The following is a 19326-nucleotide window of genomic DNA, read 5'->3' on the forward strand; positions in this document are numbered from 1 at the left end:
GTTATGCCTCCGCAGCTAAACCGTATTCTTTGGCCTGCTCAATATTCACAGTCACTAATTTTGAAGTTCCTGGTTCTGGCATGGTCACACCAAGTAAGTCAGTTGCCATTGTCATTGCCAGTTTATTGTGTGTAATGTAGATAAATTGCACTTGTTCTGAAAGCTCTTTTACAAGATTACAAAATCTTCCTACATTTGCATCGTCTAAAGGTGCATCGACTTCGTCTAAAACGCAAAATGGCGCAGGATTTAGGCGGAAAATCGCAAAAACCAAAGCCAATGCGGTCAATGCCTTTTCACCACCTGACAATAATGCCAAAGAGCTATTTCGTTTACCCGGTGGTCGTGCCATCAGTTTTACACCCGATTGCCAACCATCTTCAAGGTTTAAACTTGCTTCACCACCATTAAATACTTTCGGAAACAACTCTTGAAGTTCAGCATTAACCTTATCAAAGGTGCTCATAAACAGCTTTCGCGTTTCCTGATCAATGCTTTTCATCGCGGCTTGCAGTTGCTCAACAGTCTTTTGCAAGTCATCAATTTGGTGGCTTAAATCATCAAAGCGTTTAGAAACTTCAGTATATTCTTCTGCCGCAGCCAAGTTGACTGCACCCAATTTATCAAACTGCTGCTGCGCTTTTTCGAGTTTTTGCTGATGGGATACCACATCAATGCTTAAACCTGTCAGCATTTCGCTGTTCATTTCTTTCAGCTGTTCAGAATAATGCTGTAAATCAGACTGCGCGGATTGCCAAGCTAGACGCTTTTCTTCCAATTGCGTACGCAATTTTTCATCTTGCTGTTGATGTGAATGGCGTTGTTCAGTCAATGTCTGTTGTTTACTCTGAACATTATTCAGTTCAAGCTGCCAATCATTCCAGGTTTTTTGTAAACGTTCAGTGACTTGGGCTTGCTCTGAATACTGTGACTCAAGCGCAGGCAATTCTAACTGTACCGGATCGACAAATTTCTTTGCTTGTTCCATCTGTCCAATAATTTGCTGAGTTTGCGCTTTCAAAAAGACCGTGTCTTTTTCTAATAATTCAATCTGTTGTTTCGTCTGTACAGACTGACGACGCACGATTTCCAATTCTTGCTGACTGTGTAATGCCACTTGCTGAGCACTTTCCAGCGCTAGACTCAATTCCTCAACTTGGAATTGCAAGGTTTTATAATTGGGCAAGGCTTGCTCAAGCTTCATCGTCAGCGCATGCAGATCTATTTCCAAATCGTCTTTTTGCATGGCATCTTCTTCAAGCTGCGCTTCAAGTTGCTGCAATTGATCTTCTAACTGCTGCTTTTGTAATGCAAATGCCTGATTGGAACTTTGTACCTTCGCAATCGCAACATCAGCATTTTGAATGTCTTTTTGCCAATTTTTTAATTGGCTATGTTGCTGTTGCAGATTTTGCTGTAAAGCTTGTACGGCATTTTGCAACTCAGGCAATTGGCCTTCTAGTTGCGTCAGCTTTGGCTGCTGCTCTGCAAGTAATTCAGTCAATTCATCTAAACGAATACGGTGGCTCAATGCACCTTGCCCTGCTTGGCTGTCCTCATCATAGTCTAGACCAATCACCCAATCCGCACCGACATGATAACCATCGAGCGTGAGTATCGACTGACCAGCAGCCAGTTTAGCCTGATGACTCAATGCCACCGTCAATGTTTCAGCAATCGCGACCTGCTGCCAGATTGAAAGCTGTGGTGCTTCAATCCACGTCGCCAAAGCGTCTAATCCAACGATTTGTGCTGCGGTGTGATGACTGCCTTTGACCTGACGTGCAATACTGTCTTGAAAATTATCACTGTGTCCCAAGACTTGGGCACTCAGCCATTTAGACAAAAATTTCTCGACCAGTTGTGCATGCTGTTTACCCTGTGTGCTCAACTGCAACTGCTGCATTAAATGTTGACGCTGACTTTGCTGCTTTGGACTAGCTTTAATCATCAATTGATTTAGGTTTTTCTGCTCTGACAACAGCACCTGTATTTCTGACTTTAGCTGCAGCATCATATTTTTATGCTGTGCCTGCTGTTCTTGTGCAGCTGCAAGCAGTGTTTGCGTTTCGGCAATCACCAGCTCTTGTTGCACAATTTGCTGTTCGAGTTGTTGCTTATCTTGCTGATACTGCTCCAACTCATCTTGCTGCGCCTGATGCTGAATTTGACCTCGTTGCTGTTGCAGGGTCTCACGTTGTTGCTCAATACGACCAATATTTTTGGTCAATTGTTCACTCTGCGCCAACATCTGTAGCTTTTGCTGTTGCTGCTTTTCGACTTGCCCACGGCATTGTTCAAATTGTTGAACTGCTTGTTGATGCTGAGCTTTCAAATCGGCCAATTGTTGAGTCTGATCTTGACTACTGCTTTCTTGGCGCTGTAATTGCTCAACAAATCCATCTTGCTGTTCTTGCAGCGTTTCCAGTTGTAACTCTAATAGCTGTAAACGTTCTTTGGTTTGAGCTTTTTGCTTTTCAAGCTCCACCAAACTTGCCGAGTTTTGTGCAAATAAACCCTGCTTTTGCTCCAGCGTCATTTTCAACTCAGACAGTTTCTTTTCCGCCTGTTGCCATTCGCTTTGTAATGGCGTGGACTGTTGAATAAGCCGTTGAAATAAAGCACTGGTGGAAGATAAGTCATGCTCAAGGGTGTTCAGCTCAGAACGAACCAGTTTGAAGGTTTCCCCGAGCTCATTCATCTGAAGCGTGTATTCTTGCTGTAAACGCGTGCTTTGTTCACATTGGAAAGACAGCACTTCGATCTTAATAGTACGAATCTGGGTTTCTAATTCTTTGTATTGCACTGCCGTTTCAGACTGACGTTTTAAGGTTTTCAGCTGAGATTTCAGTTCTGATGCAATGTCTTCGAGGCGTTCTAAATTTTGAGTGGTGTGTTCTAGATGCTGTAAAGTTTCACGACGGCGGGCTTGATAGCGAGAAACCCCTGCGGCTTCTTCAATATACACGCGCATTTCTTCAGGTTTGGCATCGACCAAACGGTTGATCATGCCCTGTTCAATAATCGCATACGAACGCGGACCTAAACCGGTACCTAAGAAAATATCAGTAATATCACGACGGCGGCATTTGGTGCCGTTGAGGAAATATTCGGATTTACCATCACGATTGACCTGACGGCGAACTGCCAGTTCAGTATAGGCATTATAAGCACCACCTAACTTGCCATAGGTGTTATCAAAACGCAGTTCAACACTCGCCATCCCGACTGGTTTACGCTTTGCCGTTCCGGTAAAAATAACATCTTGCATGGTGCCACCACGCAATTGACGGGCACTGGATTCACCCATAACCCAACGAATGGCATCAATCACATTGGATTTACCACAGCCGTTCGGTCCAACAACCGCACTACGGTTGCCTTCAAATTTTAGAGTTGTGCTATCGGCAAAAGATTTGAAGCCGGAAAGTTTTAAACTGCTTAAACGCATAATGTCCTGATCAGCGGCGTGAACGTCTCGCCCACGCTAATTCGATTTGTTTCATCCGTGTTAGTGATTCCAACACAAGGTTGCGTAAGTGTCGACAAAAATCTTCCATAAATAAAGTGGCTTGATGTGATTTTCTGATTAAAACTGCATCAGTCACTAATTTAAACAAATCAAAAGATTCTTGTAGTTCACGTCGTGAAATATTCAGTGTCAGGAAATAACTACGTCTGAGTGATGGCAACAATTCTTGGTAATAACGCATCAAGTAGGTATTTCCCACCATTTCATGCTGACGAGCCATGCCCTGAAAAATCAGATCATAAAACTTTTCGGTATTGCCTTGGCGAGTTTCCACGTCTAATTGTTCAAGTAATAACTGAATACGTTCAGCTTCATGGCTGCGCCACGTTTCCGCCATACGATGCACAATTTGACCCAACAATAATGCTGCAATATCAAATAATGAACGCACTTGTAAAGCCGACATTTCAGAGACTAAGGCGCCACGGCGTGGGTAGATTTCAATGAGCTGGGTCCGTTCTAAAATCAATAAAGCTTCACGAACAGAGCCACGGCTCACATCCAATTCGGCCGCAATTCTAAGTTCCTGAATACGCTCGCCTTCGACCAACTCACCGCGAATGATTTGTTCACCGATGTGTTTGGCAATTTGTTCTGACAAACTGTCCGCTTCTTGTTGTTGCATACTGTTCCTATCTTTTTTTTATAAGATGCAATGTTCAGATTTACACTCAATCTATTTGCATTAGAAACGATAAGCAACCTAATTGAACATGACATTGTCTGACAATCTTGTGTCAACAAAGCCAATTTTGTCAGTCAAAACGGACAATCAAGCGCCAAAGGCTTGCACACCTTGATAAATAAAATAGCAACCAACTGTTGTTAATAAGCATGCAAAACAACGCTTTAGCATAAATGGTGACAACATATGAGCCACTTTCGCACCCAATTTCGCAGTGATGAAGCTCATTACACTAATCCCGATAAATGCATAAATATGGATATAACCAATGGTATTGGGAACCTCGATATCGGCATGATGACCAAACCACATAAAGCCGAGTGCCCCTGCAATCGCAATCGGTAAACCACATGCAGCAGAGGTTGCGACCGCTTTTTGCATAATGACGCCGTTTTTATTCAAATACGGGACGGTTAAGCTACCTCCACCAATACCGAAGATCGCAGAGGCAATCCCAATACCCCCCCTGCTGCCATTTGCATGGCTTGTGAGGGTAAATGTTTATTCGGATCGACTGGTGTCGCTGCACCGCGAAACATTTTAAAGGCCACCCAGACCGCAAAAAAGCCAATTAACAGTTGCAAACCCTGCCCTGATAAATAATCTGCAATGCCTGCACCGAGAAATGAACCGATCACCAAACCCGGTGACAAATTCCGAAAGACATTCCACAGCACGGCACCTTTTTTATGATGCGCCGAAACCGAGCTAAGTGAGGTCACAATAATCGTGGCTAAAGATGTGCCCACCGCCATGTGCATAATCACACTGGGATCATATTGAAGTTGGGTAAAGACAATGAATAAAATCGGCACAATAATCAGGCCACCGCCAACACCAAATAGCCCCGCAGCAAAACCAGCGATTGCACCAATCAGTAAATATATGATTAACTCCATCAATATTATTCCACAACTCTCAGATTCAAATGGATTTAGAGACCAGACACTTACAGCAATTGCTGAGCACAGTACCTCAGCCGCCTGAAGTTTTATTACTGAAGCCCATTACCACATCGACCAATGACGATGTTCGTGAGATTGCCAAAAAAGGCATTCAACATGTTTTGGTATGCAGTGAAGAGCAAACTCAGGGGCGTGGGCAACGCGATCATCAATGGGTCTCACCCGTTGGTAATATCTATTTAAGCACATTGCTGAATTTACAAACAGCGATAGATGGACGGCTTGCACTCGAAATTGCCTTAAATATCTTACAAATGCCAAGTTTGCAAAATCTCGCTTTACAAGTGAAATGGCCCAATGACCTGTATAGCCCACAAGGCAAATGGGGCGGGATCTTGATTGAGCCGATTTCGCCACATCAAGCGATTGTCGGCGTTGGCATGAACTTATTTCCGATTCCATCCGCAGGAATTGAGCAACGTGCAACCTCGTTATCTGAACTCGGACTTCCCTCGCCAAACCGTTTGCAGTTAATTTCTGAACTATATGCAGCGATTCAACTTGCAGGTGAATGGTTCGATCATAACTGCTATAACCTCGCTGCACGATTCAACCATTATGCTGCATTTATGCAACAGCCCGTTGAACTTGAACACCTGCAAGGCAAAAGCCAAGGCCGCTTTCTCGGTATTGAAAATGATGGTTCGATCAACATCCAAACTTCGCAGCACTTAGAAAATCATTTCCAAGGTCGCTTACGTTTAGCAGATCAACCATAAAACAGGATTGCAAAGGCCTACTGATGAAAAAATTATGGCTCGATGTCGGTAATACCCGGCTGAAATACTGGATTACCGAACACGATCAAATTATAGAGCATGCTGCGGAACTGCATTTACAGTCGCCTGCCGAACTCCTACTCGGTTTAATCCAGCACTTTAAAAGTTTGGACTTAGGTCAGGTCGGGATTTCCTCGGTACTCGACAAAAAAAATAATGATCGGATTCAAAAAATTCTTAAATTTTTAGCCGTTCCTGTCACTATTGCCAAAGTACATGCCGAATATGCGGGCTTACGCTGTGCATATGAAGACACCAGTAAATTCGGGATCGACCGTTGGCTGCAAATGCTGGCTGTGGTCAAAGACCCTACACAAAAATACTGTGTCATTAGCTGTGGCACGGCACTCACCATTGACTTAACGGATGGCTTACAACATTTAGGCGGCTATATTTTGCCAAATTTGTATTTGCAACGTGATTCGCTCATCCAAAACACCAAAGGCATTAAAATTCCAGATGCCACCTTTGATGAGCTGTCTCCTGGTAAAAACACCATAGATGCTGTTCATCATGGCATCTTGCTCAGCTTGGTCAGCACCATTGAAAAGGTTCTCGACAAATATCCAAGTCAGTTGATTTTAACCGGTGGCGATGCTGCGCTATTTGCACGCTATTTAGAACAATATCAGCCAGCTGTCGAAGCAGATTTGCTGCTTCGAGGCCTACAAAGTTATGTAAATGGCGTGTAATTTAGCCATTTTTTGATAGCAAACTGTGAAAGCGTGATGATCAATGATCATCACGCTTTTTTTACAATCATTTCATACAAGCATAATTACAAATTGTATCGCGATTCATGACCTTTTTTCGCCCAACGAATTACAATAGCCTGCGATGATCGACAGATACATCAGCAACTTTATAATTTAAAAATGTCTTTCAAGATAGAATATAAGACGAAGAGTATAGATATGAAATTTAAAAATTTACTGGGTTTAAGCCTGCTCACCTCTACATTATTCTTCGGCGGTTGTACCACGACACAAAATCTAGCCAACTCTAAAATCCCTGCCGAAATCAAATCACAGCTCAGCACCTCTGAAGCAGTTTTGGGCTATTTTGGAGATGAAGATAATCCCGATTACTGCGGCTGCGTATCGTATATTGATTCAAGTTATTACATGACCCCAGTCAAAGACGGCTATTACCGTGTACTTTTAGGTCGTAATGCCACAGGAGATTTTTTAGTTCAAGATTTTTACCAAGAAACCAAAACCCCTCAATCCTCACCTGCTTGGGTCAAAGATCCGATGAAACTATTTAGTTTTAGTGGCAGTGACATCGAAGGCCCAGTAACACTTTATCGCAAAAACGGCAAAGTAGAATCAACCTTTGTGAATCAAGATGGCGTGAGCATCCAAGGTGAAGAGTTTTATCCAACAGGACAACGTGGCGCAGCGTATAAAGTCGATGAAAATGGCAATGATGCCTATCGCTTATGGTATGCCTCAGGAAAAATTGCGGCTGAATATGTCGTCGATACCGATGGTGAATATGTTGGTGCTTATAAAGCATGGCAGGAAGATGGTCGCGAAGCCAATGATGACATTGACGACATTCGTGAACGTGTTGCTTTAGAACTCGACTGATCTATCAAAAGATCGATCAAACAAAAAGGCGCAGATTGCGCCTTTTTTCTCTTCAATTGCACCTATTGCATGATCAATTTTAGTTTTCACGATTACCTGATTTACAAAACACGCGATCTATTAAACACGCGCATACAACCTACCTAAGCCGTTAAAATCGGCTTTAATACGTGCCACAGTTGTGGAATCTCAGAAAAGCCATCCTGTGCTGTGAAATGCCCCGCTTCTTTCACCTCATAAATTTGTGCATTTATAAAATTGCCCAATTGGATCGCAACCGGCGGCGGCACGATAGGATCATTGGATGAAATCAAACTGATACAAATTGGCATATAGGTCTGTAAAACACCACTATCCATTTTTGCACGTTGAATAAATGCGGTTAATTCAGGTTGTGTCGGTAAACTACTTTTAAAACCCGATACAAAAACGCCCGCTTTAATCCGTGTGCCATGCTTTTCAAAATATTGATTGAGATAATGCAGCGTGGTTAAACACCCCAAACCATGTGCAATCACAATGGTATTTTCATCCAAATCAGGCATTTGCAACGCTAGAAATTTCTGCCAATGGTCAAAATCAGGTTGTGCCGCATTTGCCATCACGATGCGTCGAGAATAATGTCCTGCTTCTTGCAGCTTTCGTCCCAACCAAGGAAACCAATGATCATTAGGCGATGCATCATGACCATGAACAATATAGATCTTTTGGCTTTCTGGCGTATGCGGTGTATTCATGATTTGATTCTTATTTTAGGTGATTATTTTTAGTGAAGCTTTCAATTTGCAGTTCGGCAAATTTTCACCTCTGTTTTAAACCTGTCACCTACACGCTCTCAATGTCAATTTGGCATCTTTTTGTAATGATTTAGCTCAGTTCGGTATCTATCTGCTGGTATAGCAAGATTCCTTCATCCAGTACTTGCTATCAAATGTACCCTACCACTTTACTTGAACGCACAGTCTCGTCAAATTGCAGCCATAAAAAAAGGCGCAGAAAGCGCCTTTTTTTCAGTCCAAATTACTTCGGATCTTTACTGCCAAACAATGGACCCATGCCACCGCCGCCAAATTGTTTTTGCATATTGCCTAATGATTTCATCATTTTTGCCATACCCGTTGGGTTGGCAAATTTCTTCATCATTTTCGCCATTTGCGCATGTTGCTTGATGAGTTTATTCACTTCAGCAACATCCATACCACAGCCTGCTGCAATACGTTTTTTACGGCTTGGATTCATCAAGTCTGGGTTACGACGTTCTTTAATGGTCATCGATTGAATAATCGCTTCCATTTTCTTCACTTGCTTTTCAGGATTTGCTTGTGCAATTGCATCTTGAATCCCTGAGTTGCTCATGCCTGGAAGTTTATCCAGGAAGCCCATCATACCGCCCATTTTGTTCATTTGTTCAAACTGCATCAGCATATCTTCAAAGTTGAAGCTACCGCCTTTTTGCAGTTTTTTCGCCATTTTTTCGGCTTTTTCTTTGTCGATTTTACGTTCAACTTCTTCGACCAAAGAAAGTACGTCACCCATACCCAAAATACGCTGTGCGATACGTTCAGGATGGAATGGCTCTAGGGCATCGAGTTTTTCACCCATACCCAAGAATTTAATCGGCTTGCCAGTAATAGCACGAACAGAAAGTGCCGCACCACCACGTGCATCACCATCCGTTTTTGTCAGGATCACACCTGTTAAAGGCAAAGCATCATTAAAGGCTTTTGCCGTATTCGCCGCATCCTGACCGGTCATGGCATCAACCACGAACAATGTTTCAGTCGGCTTAATTGCTGCATGAAGCTCTTTAATTTCATCCATCATTTCGTCGTCTACATGTAAACGACCTGCTGTATCGACAATCAAGACATCAGCAAATTGAATTTTTGCTTGCTCAATCGCACGATTAGCGATGGTAATTGGTTTTTCGTCTGCGCTTGATTCAAAGAAAATCGCGCCAACTTCACCTGCAACCGTTTGTAGCTGCTTAATCGCTGCTGGACGATAAACGTCGGCAGACACCATTGCTACTTTTTTCTTTTGACGTTCTTGTAAGAAACGTGCAAGTTTTGCCGCAGTGGTTGTTTTACCCGCACCTTGCAAACCTGCAAGTAGCACAACAACTGGTGGTTTTGCCGCTAGGTCTAGGCTTTCATTCGCCTCACCCATCATTTTGGTCAATTCGTCATGAACGATTTTGACGAAAGCCTGCCCCGGTGATAACTGAGTCATCACTTCTTGGCCCAATGCTTCTTCCTTAACTTTCGCGATGAATTCACGAGTTACAGGTAACGCAACATCGGCTTCAAGAAGTGCCATACGTACTTCGCGTAACGTATCTTTAATATTGTCTTCGGTTAGCTGCCCTGAGCCAGTAACATTTCTTAAACTCTGCGTGAGTCGTTCTGTTAAGGTATCAAACATTGCAAAATCCGCTTAAAATAGCCATGAGCAAAAAATTGTTTCTTAAAATAGAAAATTTATGCATAGAATGCTATAGGATACTTTAGTTCTTGCAGAATTTATATAAATGAATATTCAACATCCTGAAAAAGGTTTGACATGATCAGTCTCCCCTTGGTTTACACGATCCTAGCATTAATCGCTTATACCACGTCTTTTTGGTATTTATTCAGCCATTTAATGTCTAAACGTGCGCCGAACCATTGGTTTATTGGTGTTGTACTTGGTTTAGGCATGTTATTGCATGCAGGTGTTTTATATAACGACATGTTGACGCCTATGGGTGTGAACTATGACGTGTTCAACCTGATGTCTTTCACTTCAGGTCTCATGCTATTGCTCAGTGTGTTATTTAGTACCTATCGACCTGTGCTGGCAATGAACCTGTTGGGCATTCCTGTGGCAGCGACAGGGTTGATTTTGGGCTTCGCATTTAGTCGACAAAATCAATTTATAGAACAACATTCGCTGGGTTTAGACATCCATATTATTTTGTCGCTTTCCGCGTATGCCGTCCTGCTGATGGCAACTATTCAAGCGGTTATTTTGCGTTTACAAGACCGTGAACTAAAAAACAAGCAGAAAAAGCGTGTATGGGTGAGCCTGCTTCCATCCTTCCAAGCCATGGAATCTTTACTATTTGACTTATTGATTGCTGGTTTTGCACTACTGACCGTGGCACTTGGGTTTGGTTTCTTCACCATCGATAACTTCTTTGCACAGCATTTGGCGCATAAAACTGCCTTTAGCATCATTTCATGGTTCGTCTATGGTGCCTTGCTCATTGGGCATTATCGATTCGGCTGGCGTGGTCAAAAAGCCATTCGCTTTACCATCATTGGTTTTTGTCTCTTGGCAGTCGGCTTTATTGGTTCTAAGTTTATTTTAGAAATGGTTTTAGGCCGCTAAGTCGACGATGAAACGATTTTAAGTTTTATAAAGAAGTAAGTTTTATTACGAAGGGAGCTAAGGCTCTCTTTTTTTTTTATAGCTTGATTATTCACACAGAAATAACAGGCATAAAAAAAGCGCTATACAGCGCTTTTTTTTCATTACGTCTAAATTATAGAGCAACGATGTTTACAGCATTCGGGCCTTTTTGACCTTGAGCGATGCTGAAAGAAACCTTTTGGCCTTCTTGCAAAGTTTTGAAGCCAGAACCAGTGATTTCGCTGAAGTGAGCAAAAACGTCAGGACCGTTGTCTTGTGCAATAAAACCGAAACCTTTAGTTTCGTTGAACCATTTAACTGTACCAGTAACTGTATTAGACATAATAATACCTATTAATTTGTTGATTTAGCCATTGGATGATGACTGACTATAACTTGGAAAATAATAAAGAATTGAACTTCATTTCTGTAAAAAACGAAGGATTATGACTAACACTGCGATACTTAAAGAAAATTTACGAAACAATACTTTTTTTCTAGTTGCTGCCATCATACATGAAATCTTAAAATATTCAAGCACAGTATATGTTGTTGATTCCATTAAAAAACAACAGTAAAAGCCATCTTCTTATTATTACTATCCATCTGTATTTACTCATTTTATTGTTTAAGTTTTATGTCAGTCAAGACTTTACGACTTTGGTCCTAATTTCACCAAATAATTACATAAAATTTTGTGATTTCGTATTCCGCGTCACCAGAAGCACAAAACCTAGACATCCCTTTCAAAACCACGTATAACTCCGTTTTTCAATTTTTGGCTGTGTGACCGTGAAACTTGTTCTTGCGCCGATGGAAGGCTTAACCGACCCAATTATGCGAGATGTGTTGACGCATGTGGGGAGTTTTGACTGGTGTGTAACCGAGTTTATCCGTGTCACGGACTCTGTCCTGCCCGACCATATTTATCATAGCTATTGTCCTGAACTAAACAATGAGGGCAAAACTGCAGCAGGAACACCGGTTCATGTGCAGTTCTTAGGTAACAATCCCACTATGCTCGCGGCAAATGCTGTACGCGCGGTAGAACTTGGTGCCCCTGCAATTGATATGAACTTTGGTTGCCCTGCAAAAACCGTCAACCGCCACCGTGGCGGTTCAGTTCTGCTAGATGAGCCTGAAGTGGTGTATGAGTTAGTCAAAGCTGTGCGTGATGCTGTTCCGAGTCATATTCCTGTATCGGCAAAAATGCGTTTGGGTTATATGGATCATAACTTCACCATGGAAAATGCGCATGCCATCGAAGATGCGGGTGCCGCATGGGTTACAGTCCATGCGCGAACCAAAGCCGATGGTTATACCCCGCCTGCCTTTTGGGATCAGTTGCAACCCATTCGTGAAGCATTGAAAATTAACGTGATTGCCAACGGTGAAATTTGGAACAATGCCGATGCCAAACAATGCCAACTCGAATCTGGTTGTGAAGACCTGATGATTGGTCGTGCTGCGGTGACCACCCCTGACATTACACAGTGTATTCGTCGTAATACCGATGAGCCGCTGATTACATGGCATGAACTGCTTGGCTTACAAATTCGTTTCTTAAACGGTTCGTATAAAAAAGAAATGAATATGGTCGGTCGTTATAAACAATGGCTCGGCATGATGTCGAAGCACTATCCAGAAGCCAAAGTCCTTTGGGATGAAGTAAAACGTGTCAAACCACTTGATGAAATCGTGCAAAAACTCAAAGCCGGTATGTAAGTTTTAAAGCACATCGCCCAATATGAAAACGAAAAAGTGTGAAAACAGCTATCTCAGCGTAGCCGCAGAGCCTTTGATTACACCTACAGTGTTCAAAGGCTTTGTTGTTTGGCAAACTCTAAAATTGCATCGATCTCATCTGCCAAAAACTCTTTCGGATGTTCCGAAGTCGGGTTCATCACCAAGCTTGCGCCTTTGGTAATGGCAAACAATTTTTCAGCACTGATCATGACAAATTCTGCGTCTGCGCCAACATCCTGTTGAAGCATCGCAAGACTCAGAAAGAATGGAATGGCTTGCTCGCCCTGCTCCTTTTCCATCAATTGAAAATGTAAATGCTGCTCAGCATCACGCTCACCCAGACAATACACTTGGCTGGCTAAAAGTTGCTGATAAAAGTCTTGGTATTGCTCAGGATGATCTAAAGTCGATTCATAAAGATGTTGAAGCGTGTCGTTCATTGTTATTGTCCGTCTATTTTTATCAGTCAGATACTGTTCACCATCCACAGCATACAGGAAGTTTATGAATTATGCCGTTGATTTAAATCTTCAACGTGCTGTCGATTTGTTTTCCACGATTTTTCTAAAATTTCTTTTTCTAAACGCAACTGTATTCGTTTAAGTTTCATTTCAGAGACCACGGGTTGCTGAAAGGTTTGAACATAGTCCACCCAAGCTGTACCCCGAAATACATTCGACGGCATCTCTGTTTTAAACACTGCTTCAGGCATAAAAACAATCACAGAATGCATATTGTCTTTATCCACAATATCGCTCAACACCTGTTCTAACACTTTCATATGTTTATAATTTTGGTGAATTGGATTTTGAAATTTAAAACTTTTTTTATAAATCTTTTGCGTCCATTGTTTTTGTCTCTCGCTCCCAAAAATCCAGCCCTTATAGTTTTTAGTTTCAATCACAAACACACCAAATGGGCTTAAAAGAAGATGATCAATTTGAGTTGTAGCTCCTTCGCCATCTGGTAAGGTCAAATCATTTAACAAGATATAATGGTCTTTCAAATAAAGTTTGACATGAACGGCGACAGCAAACTCCCCCATTTTCCCCTTTAAATAAGGTTTAAATGCTTTGATTGCCCCCACAATCAGTAACAATGGAATTAGCCACCACAACGTCGAAATGAAGGGTGCAAAGATTTGAGAAATATTCATTAATTTGATTCATTATTTTAAATAAGTATATTTTCTATTTTATTGTAATTTCTCAATTTTTAACAATATCTCTTTATTTTCTAAACCACCCGCAAAACCCACTAATTTTCCATTTACCCCCACGACACGATGACAGGGTGCAATAATTGAAATTGGATTTTTACCATTGGCTGCACCGACAGCACGTACGGCTTTGACATTGCCGATCTGCGCTGCAATTTGTTTATAGCTGCGAGTTTCTCCAAAAGGAATCGTCAATAAAGCTTGCCAAACTTGTTGCTGAAATGCGGTACCTTCAAAGTCTAGCGGCAAGTCAAATTGCTGTCTTTTACCCGCAAAATATTCATTTAATTGCTGTGCGGTTTTGAGCAAAATCGGGTGTTGCAGATCTTCAACCAAAGCCGCCAATCGCACACGATTAGGGTTTTCATTTTCCCAAAGAACAGCCACCAATGCGGTTTCATGTGCAACAAGTTTTAATTGTCCAACGGGCGAATTTAAAAACTGATAAGAAAGTTGCATGAGATACTCCAAGCTCAAAATCGCAGCACTTCATTATTCAGGAGGACGATAATTTCATCAAGACTAGTCCTGAAATAATCAGTACCGCAGCTAGCATGCGCATGGCATTTGCGGGCTCACCCAATACAACGATGCCGAGGATAAATGATCCCACTGCACCAATGCCGGTCCACACCGTATACGCTGTACCCAGCGGTAAGGATTTCATTGCATAAGACAACAAAGCGAAACTTGCGATCATGAAAACAATGGTCAAAATACTTGGCGTCAGTTTGCTAAAGCCTTCAGAGACTTTCATACAATACGCCCAAACCACCTCAAGCAATCCCGCTACAATTAATAAAACCCAAGCCATATTTTTACCCATAAAAAAAGCACAGGGGTCAATGACCGCTGTGCTTTAGAACATATTAACTTGAAGATAATTTCATCAAGATTAGACCAGAAATGATCAGTACTGCGGCTAACATCCGCATGGCAGTTGCAGGCTCACCGAGTATAAAAATACCCACGAGGAATGAGCCAATCGCGCCGATTCCAGTCCAAATGGTATAAGCTGTTCCCAGAGGCAACGTTTTCATGGCATAGGCCAATAAACCAAAGCTCAGGATCATAAAAAATAAAGTGATTAAACTTGGGCCAAGTTTTGTAAAGCCCTCTGAGAGCTTCATCGAATAGGCCCAAACGATTTCAAAAATACCAGCGAATACTAGAACAACCCAGGCCATGATACCTTCCTCCATATTAGTAGAGTCAGGTCGTCCTGACGATTTTTCTTACTGGCTTTGAACAAAGATGTAAGGGAGGTCGTTCCTCCGAATCTTGTCTCAGTATAGCAAATATGCTGAATTTTAGTGCAGTCTTTACATTTTTTGACCAAATTCAGGGCGTTATTCAGTTAAGGAAAAAACTTGCACAGATGAATTGCGCCAAAACATGGCATGTCTGTTCAAAGGACAGATTCAGAAATAAAAAAGGCATCACCAAAACCTGTTGATGATGCCCTCTTTATTTGGCCTATTTGACTGTTAGAACTTCAGACGAAGTCCTACGCCATACCACCATTGTTTTTCACTTCCAGTTTCAGCTTGCCGTGCCGTATGCTGATTTCCTTTTTCATAGCTGTAAGCAACATCAATAAATGGCATCAACTTTTTATTGATTTCATAGCGTGTTTCTAGCCCTAACCATACAGAACTGAGTCCTGTTTTTTGTGCATAGGCAGAATCATCACTCAGCACCACATCTAGGTTCAGATACGGCTTTAAAATCAATTTTTGCGTCAGCAGCAGATCACGTTCGGTTTCTAAAGAAAAACTGACCTGATTATCTGTACCAAAATATAGATAAGCATCGGTTTCAAAGAAATACGGTGCCAGACCATGCAGACCCACCGCAGCATCTAACTGTTCTTTGTCCGTCACTTGATGTTCATCGACACGATAACGTGCGCCAATTTGCGCATCCCAAAAGTCTGAGATCATACGGCTATACATCACTTGAGCCGCATAATCAGCGTCTTGAGATTCTGCTTTATCGGCATGTAGTTTGATGAAGAGCTTATTTTCATCGGTCCCGATTCGACTCTCAATTTCGGTCTTTAAACTTCCTCGGCCATCGGCATTATTGAGCCATTGATTGTCTATCTCAGTCGCTTGATAAATCTGTCCACCATGTTCACGCTTATGATCAATGGGATGCTGCGCAGAAGCAGCTCGTGACGCAATAGATGATGCATTTGCATGTTCTGCATGTTCTGCATGTTCTGCATGTTCTGCATGTTCTGCATGTTCTGCATGTTCTATCTGGCTCGATTCAATCCCTGTTTGCATCTCTTGATACAACGAATCATGTGAGGAATGCGACTCATGTTGAGCTGACATCGGCATGCTGTGATGTGCATCTTGCGCCATGGTCATTTGAGTGACCGATGCCAAAGCTAAACTTAGAACCGTATATGTGCATGGTTTAATGATGCGCATGGGACACCTCCTTTTGCGGTGCAGATGCCGTTTTCGTATTCTCTGCGACATTTGCGACCACAAGTTTATTCATCATCCCTGCAGACATGTGATACAGCAAGTGACAGTGAATCGCCCACTCCCCTAATTCATTGGCCGTTAACAGAGCCGTCACTGTTTTCCCTGGCGGCACAATCACCGTATGTTTATTTGGCATTTCAGAAGACATTTGCCCATTTTCCAATTGCATAAACATGCCATGTAAATGCATCGGATGCGCCATCATGCTGTCATTGACAAATTTCAGGCGAATTCGCTCACCATATTTCACTTGTAGTGGTTCGGCTTCGCTAAATTTTTTGCCATTCATGGTCCACATATAGCGTTCCATCGTTCCTCCCAAATGAATGACCAAATCTTGCGTCGGTTCACGTGTATCAGGCTGCGGGGTTAACGCTTTTAAATCACTATATTGCAGTGCCTTATCACCAACAGGTGTTGAAGCATTGGCCCAACCCATAACCGTTGCTGAATTTTCAACTGCCTGCTTCTCCTCTTTAGACTGTGCATGCTCCATCGCTGTATGCATATCATGTTTCATGGATGAATGATCCATCACACTATGATCCATATTGGCATGCGCCGTATCTGACATGTTCTGTTTATGAATGTCTGGATGTTGCATAGCAATATGTGCAGTCACTGGGGAATGGTCCATGTCATGTCCCATAGCGGCATGATCATGTACTTGATTCGGCTGAATCTTTGACTGATTTTCAGTATGCGCGTTGTGCTCATGAGCATTCGCTTGCTGGATTGCTGAAGTTTGGGTTGAGCCTGTAGTAGTATGTCCCATATTGCTATGATCCATACCTGACATTGAACCATGGCCCATATCTTCCATGGTCAACAAAGCGCGTGGCCGTGCTTTTGGTATACGAATACCTGAGTGCTGAGGCTGCGTTTCATCATGTAAAGTGCCAATCGCAAATCCAGTCCGATCAATCGACTCAGCTTCAATCTGATAATGCGCAGATTTAGGCTCTACGATCACATCATAGGTTTCTGCAGCACCAATGCGAAATTCATCCACAGCGACCGGCTTGACCGCTTGACCGTCTGCACTGATCACCGTCATTTTGAGCTGAGGAATACGCACATCAAAAAACGACATAGCCGCAGCATTTACAAAACGAAGTCTGACTTTTTCATTTGGCTTAAACATCCCTGTCCAGTTCTGCTGTGGTGTTTTGCCATTCACTAAAAACGTATAACCCGTGACATCAGACAAATCCGTTTTCAGCATTCGCATCTGATTCCACATCGAACGGTCTTGCCACGTATTTTTTAAACCTGTTCGTTGAATTTGCGTCCATACATCTGAAACTGTTTCACGCTGATTTTGATAGTATTCGGCAGACTTTTTCAGATTTGCCATAATCTGAGCGCTAGATGATTCATGAAAATCCGACAGCATGACCACATAATCACGTTGTGTCTGTTCATGTGCGGCAAGTGCTTGTTTACCTTTCGGATAAATTACCAAAGCGCCATACAATCCGTCTTGTTCTTGGCCTTTGGAATGCGCGTGATACCAATAGGTTCCGCTTTGACGGACTTTAAATTTGTAAGTAAAGCTACCATCAGGCTGTATTTCATTGAAACCATTAAAGCCGGGTACACCATCCATTAAGCCGGGCAGCAATAGACCATGCCAATGCACTGAGGTATTTTGTTTTTTGAGCTGATTATGCACATGGATGACCGCATCATCGCCTTCTTCAAACTCCAGTAATGGTGCTGGAAACTGACCATTGACGCTGATTTTCTTGACCGCTTTACCAGTCAAATTGATGGTCTTTTCATCAATATTCAGATGATATTCTTTAATGGCTGCAAACGCCCACGTTGGTGACAGCAGACATACCCCGAGCACGAGGCCTGATTTAAATAAATTAGACATGACTTAACCTTTATAAAATAACGAAAAAACGTATTTAAAACTCAGGTTAAGCTTGCGGGGGTCTTAGAATTTCTTGCCAAAAGCCTTTTAAATGCTGTCCAGCAAAAATGAAACGAGGGGGTTCTGCATAGTGATGCACATGGAAGGTCTGCAATGCGACCAAGGCGCTATCGACATAAGAGGTACTGATTTGGCAATGTGCGAGTGTACAGTCCTGACGACAGTCTGTACTTTGTGTCGTTGAATGATGCGCCTGACCATCTTGCAGTGCAGATGTCGCATCAAAAGATTGATGACAATCCATCATTGAAAAGACTTCTAGTGTCGTCTGCTTACCATGATGTGCTGCATGTTCAGGAACAGCTTGCCGCTGATTTTGATGGCAATTTGTCATATTTAAATGCGAAGGATCAGCATGTGCTGCATGAACTGATGCCTGATGGGCATTTGCGTTCATCATTTGTTGATGTTGAAAATTTTGCTGAGCACTGACCACACTGCTCCACCCCATGACAAACGCCATGAGCCAAGCAAAGCCAAGATGCTTACGCAAAAAATTGAACAATTTAGTACCCTAATTCAACCCAATGATGTACATGTGACAACATGTCCCTATTAACACATCTTTAGAAACATCACGCGATCAGTTCAGCTGAAATCCGAATGAAACACCACGATGATATTATTTACGATTCAAATGCAATCACATGACATTTGTATCAACATGACATGCAGCTCGACCGATTTATCCATCATGAACGATACATTCAGAAATATCTAAAAGCACTATCTAGTGCGATCGATGATGTGTTTTGCCAGTCGCAGCGTATCTCAATAGTTGCTAACAGCATAATTAATTGTGCAGTTATTCACAACAGTTTTAAATTTATTGCGCTGTCATAAAAATCAGCGCATATCTTCCAGTTAAAACATAAAAGTTATTTTTTAAACTGATTAATTATTTACCATAGATTAATAAACATACAGCATTTCAAACACTTTACTCCATAAAAAAAGGACTCAATTGAGTCC

Annotated in this window: 18 protein-coding genes and 1 pseudogene; 5 read left to right on the plus strand and 14 right to left on the minus strand. The window is 42.2% G+C overall.

Going from position 1 to position 19326, the window contains the following annotated elements; translation table 11 throughout:
- Position 1: 1 nt before the first annotated feature.
- From smc to FTU79_RS04410, 3 genes and pseudogenes are all read right to left on the minus strand, one after another.
- A complete protein-coding gene (gene smc, locus FTU79_RS04400; protein WP_180048986.1) occupies positions 2-3451 on the minus strand; it encodes a chromosome segregation protein SMC in 3450 nt (1149 codons plus the stop codon).
- Positions 3452-3461: 10 nt separating this feature from the next.
- Complete coding sequence (locus tag FTU79_RS04405) at positions 3462-4157, minus strand: GntR family transcriptional regulator (protein WP_078191157.1); 696 nt, start codon at positions 4155-4157, stop codon at positions 3462-3464.
- 147 nt (positions 4158-4304) lie between these two features.
- A pseudogene (locus FTU79_RS04410) lies at positions 4305-5116 on the minus strand (sulfite exporter TauE/SafE family protein).
- Positions 5117-5145: 29 nt separating this feature from the next.
- Here FTU79_RS04410 and FTU79_RS04415 point away from each other — a divergent pair.
- The 3 genes from FTU79_RS04415 to FTU79_RS04425 all read left to right on the plus strand — a co-directional run bounded on the left by FTU79_RS04415 (position 5146) and on the right by FTU79_RS04425 (position 7553).
- On the plus strand, positions 5146-5901 hold the full coding sequence (locus FTU79_RS04415) for a biotin--[acetyl-CoA-carboxylase] ligase (protein ID WP_180048987.1): 756 nt from the start codon (positions 5146-5148) through the stop codon (positions 5899-5901).
- 23 nt (positions 5902-5924) lie between these two features.
- Positions 5925-6653 carry a type III pantothenate kinase gene (locus FTU79_RS04420; protein ID WP_180048988.1) on the plus strand — a complete coding sequence of 243 codons (729 nt, stop codon included), beginning with the start codon at positions 5925-5927 and terminating at the stop codon, positions 6651-6653.
- Positions 6654-6875: 222 nt separating this feature from the next.
- Entirely contained in the window at positions 6876-7553 is a 678-nt protein-coding gene (locus tag FTU79_RS04425; protein ID WP_180048989.1) for a hypothetical protein, read from the plus strand.
- Between the two features lie 143 nt (positions 7554-7696).
- On the opposite strand, the gene FTU79_RS04430 is transcribed toward FTU79_RS04425, so the two are convergent.
- On the minus strand, positions 7697-8290 hold the full coding sequence (locus FTU79_RS04430) for an alpha/beta hydrolase (protein WP_180048990.1): 594 nt from the start codon (positions 8288-8290) through the stop codon (positions 7697-7699).
- 283 nt (positions 8291-8573) lie between these two features.
- A complete protein-coding gene (gene ffh, locus FTU79_RS04435; RefSeq protein WP_078191163.1) occupies positions 8574-9977 on the minus strand; it encodes a signal recognition particle protein in 1404 nt (467 codons plus the stop codon).
- 138 nt (positions 9978-10115) lie between these two features.
- Here ffh and FTU79_RS04440 point away from each other — a divergent pair, with 138 nt between their 5' ends.
- Positions 10116-10925 (plus strand): inner membrane protein YpjD, encoded by an 810-nt coding sequence (locus tag FTU79_RS04440; protein WP_078191164.1) that lies wholly within the window; start codon positions 10116-10118, stop codon positions 10923-10925.
- A 154-nt stretch (positions 10926-11079) separates the two neighbouring features.
- On the opposite strand, the gene FTU79_RS04445 is transcribed toward FTU79_RS04440, so the two are convergent.
- Positions 11080-11289 carry a cold-shock protein gene (locus FTU79_RS04445; RefSeq protein ID WP_067761877.1) on the minus strand — a complete coding sequence of 70 codons (210 nt, stop codon included), beginning with the start codon at positions 11287-11289 and terminating at the stop codon, positions 11080-11082.
- Positions 11290-11738: 449 nt separating this feature from the next.
- Here FTU79_RS04445 and FTU79_RS04450 point away from each other — a divergent pair, with 449 nt between their 5' ends.
- Positions 11739-12671, plus strand: coding sequence for a tRNA-dihydrouridine synthase (locus tag FTU79_RS04450; RefSeq protein ID WP_180048991.1), 933 nt, complete (start codon positions 11739-11741; stop codon positions 12669-12671).
- A 92-nt stretch (positions 12672-12763) separates the two neighbouring features.
- Here the strand turns inward: FTU79_RS04450 and FTU79_RS04455 are convergent, their stop codons facing one another.
- From FTU79_RS04455 to FTU79_RS04490, 8 genes are all read right to left on the minus strand, one after another.
- A complete protein-coding gene (locus FTU79_RS04455; RefSeq protein WP_180048992.1) occupies positions 12764-13132 on the minus strand; it encodes an SseB family protein in 369 nt (122 codons plus the stop codon).
- A gap of 62 nt (positions 13133-13194) precedes the next feature.
- Positions 13195-13848 (minus strand): nuclease-related domain-containing protein, encoded by a 654-nt coding sequence (locus FTU79_RS04460; RefSeq protein ID WP_180048993.1) that lies wholly within the window; start codon positions 13846-13848, stop codon positions 13195-13197.
- A 39-nt stretch (positions 13849-13887) separates the two neighbouring features.
- The gene (locus FTU79_RS04465) at positions 13888-14370 is read right to left on the minus strand and encodes a methylated-DNA--[protein]-cysteine S-methyltransferase (protein WP_180048994.1); all 483 of its coding nucleotides are present in this window, start codon (positions 14368-14370) and stop codon (positions 13888-13890) included.
- Positions 14371-14407: 37 nt separating this feature from the next.
- Positions 14408-14725 (minus strand): quaternary ammonium compound efflux SMR transporter SugE, encoded by a 318-nt coding sequence (gene sugE / locus FTU79_RS04470; protein WP_078191206.1) that lies wholly within the window; start codon positions 14723-14725, stop codon positions 14408-14410.
- 55 nt (positions 14726-14780) lie between these two features.
- The gene (locus tag FTU79_RS04475; RefSeq protein ID WP_086178605.1) at positions 14781-15098 is read right to left on the minus strand and encodes a multidrug efflux SMR transporter; all 318 of its coding nucleotides are present in this window, start codon (positions 15096-15098) and stop codon (positions 14781-14783) included.
- A gap of 300 nt (positions 15099-15398) precedes the next feature.
- Positions 15399-16352, minus strand: a complete 954-nt coding sequence (locus tag FTU79_RS04480) for a copper resistance protein B (protein WP_180048995.1) — start codon at positions 16350-16352, stop codon at positions 15399-15401.
- Positions 16339-18294 (minus strand): multicopper oxidase domain-containing protein, encoded by a 1956-nt coding sequence (locus tag FTU79_RS04485; protein ID WP_180048996.1) that lies wholly within the window; start codon positions 18292-18294, stop codon positions 16339-16341. The genes FTU79_RS04480 and FTU79_RS04485 overlap by 14 nt, the downstream gene beginning before the upstream one ends.
- A gap of 46 nt (positions 18295-18340) precedes the next feature.
- Positions 18341-18859: a hypothetical protein gene (locus FTU79_RS04490; protein ID WP_180048997.1), complete on the minus strand. Its 519-nt coding sequence runs from the start codon at positions 18857-18859 to the stop codon at positions 18341-18343.
- Positions 18860-19326: the final 467 nt, after the last annotated feature.

The organism is Acinetobacter sp. YH12144, from assembly GCF_013418345.1.
Lineage (GTDB): Bacteria > Pseudomonadota > Gammaproteobacteria > Pseudomonadales > Moraxellaceae > Acinetobacter > Acinetobacter amyesii.